This is a genomic window from Arthrobacter sp. Hiyo1 (genome assembly GCF_001263615.2).
Lineage (GTDB): Bacteria > Actinomycetota > Actinomycetes > Actinomycetales > Micrococcaceae > Arthrobacter.
This window is the reverse complement of record NZ_DF952471.1, coordinates 167,886-169,895: the sequence shown is the minus strand read 5'-3', so window position 1 is coordinate 169,895 and position 2,010 is coordinate 167,886. Positions and strand designations below refer to the sequence as shown.

Annotated in this window: 1 pseudogene; it reads left to right on the top strand. The window is 65.3% G+C overall.

Going from position 1 to position 2,010, the window contains the following annotated elements:
• Positions 1-486: 486 nt before the first annotated feature.
• A pseudogene (locus AHiyo1_RS26715) lies at positions 487-2,010 on the top strand (DUF4118 domain-containing protein); the annotation flags it as partial.

The window sequence follows — 2,010 nt, the reverse complement described above, 5'->3', positions numbered from 1 at the left end:
GTCGGCCCGGGCGCGGGTAACGTCGTCGATGATGGCGACGGCGTCACAGGCACCTGTGCGGGGACCCCGGTCCCGGGAACCTGTGGTGCCACGGAGTCCGTGGAGGGTGACGGTGCAGGTGTTGGGCTTGCCATGGCCGGGGCGGGCAACAGGGACAGGCAAACGCCAATTGCTATTGCGGCTCCGAATCGATGGAGGCGCTGTGTACGGGGGAATTGAAGGCGTGCGCGCCCGGTGGACATCCTGGGGCTATCTTGTATGCCAGTAATTGCTTTCTCCTTTACCGCCACGCTCAAACCGAAGCCACGGTCGGTAAGGACAGTGGCCGCGGTGACGCAGCCGTAAAGAGAACCATCCCCCGAGGCACATGTATTGCTGATCGTGAGACTACCGCTCCGAAAGTTCCCCGGCGGGCAGACGCGCCGGTCAAAAGGGCTGGCTTTCTTGCGGGCAACCGACGCGTTAAACAAGTGAAAGAATGACCACATGGCACGGGCAACGTTGCGCATTTTCCTCGGGGCAGCCCCGGGAGTAGGGAAGACCTACGCCATGCTTGAGGAGGCTCACCGGCTGCGCGGCCGCGGTGAAGACGTGGTGGTGGCCTTCGCCATGGACCATGGGCGCAGCGACACCCGTGCCTTGATGGACGGATTGGAAGTCATCCCGCCGCACACGATTGCGTACCGGGACACCAGCTTTGAAGAGATGGACGTCGACGCGGTCTTGGCACGCAAGCCGCGCATCGCCGTCGTCGACGAATACGCCCACTCGAACATCCCCGGAAGCCGCAACGCAAAGCGCTGGCAAGACGTCGAGGAACTGCTCGACGCCGGCATCAACGTCCTCTCCACCGTCAACGTGCAGCACCTGGCTTCCCTTGGTGACGTCGTGAGTGCCATCACCGACGTCCGGCAGGCGGAGACAGTGCCCGACGACGTCGTGCGGCGTGCCGATCAAATCCATCTTGTGGACATCTCACCGGAGCTGTTGCGGCAACGGCTGGGCGACGGCAAGATCTATTCGGCGGACAAGATCGACGCTGCCCTGTCCAACTATTTCCGGATGGGCAACCTGACGGCATTACGGAACTGGCGCTGCTGTGGCTGGCCGACCGCGTGGACGAAGGGCTCGCGAAGTACCGTTCGGAACAGGGGATCGAGGCGAGCTGGCCCGCCCGCGAACGCATCGTCATCGGCCTCACAGGCGGGCCGGAAGGGGAAGTCCTTGTCCGCCGGGCCGCCCGGATCCTCAAGCGCGTCAATGGCGGCGACTTGCTCGCCGTGCACGTCCGCGCCGCTGATGGTGTGGCCTCGGAATCTCCGCAGGCGCTGGAAGCCCAGCGCCTGTTGGTACGGGACTTGGGTGGCAGCTACCACACGGTGGCAGGGGAGGACCCAGCGAAGGCCTTGCTTGACTTTGCCCGCAGCGTGAACGCGACGCAGATCGTCGTCGGGATTTCCCGGCGCCGGAGCCTCGTCGCCAGGCTGACCGGGCGGGGGATCGGCAACCGGGTGGTGCGTGACTCCGGCGATATTGACGTGCACATGGTTTCGCATCCCTTGGGCGGCCGGGGCGTGGACCGTCCACGGCAGCGGGACCTTGGCCGCACAAGGGTGATCGTCGGGTTTGCTATGGCGGTGGTCCTGCCGGTTCTTTTGCAGCTCCTGCTGGCGGCGAGTCCTTCGCACAACATCACGACGGCGGTGCTCCTCCAGTTGACGGGCTCGGTTGCCGTCGCCCTGGTGGGCGGGTTGTGGCCCGCTCTGCTCGGTGCCTTGTGGAGCAGCCTGTTGGTGAATTTCTTCTCCATACCGCCCGTGGGGACCCTGACCATCAGCGACCCCGAGAACATCATCGCGTTGCTGGTTTTCGTGGGCGTTTCAGCCGCTGTTGCGGCCGTGGTGGACGTCTCGGCCAGGCGCTCCAAGGAAGCCGCCCGTGCCCGTGCCGAGGCCACCACCCTGGGTGACCTCACGCGCGGGGCATCGAGCGCCGAGGACACCGTCGAAG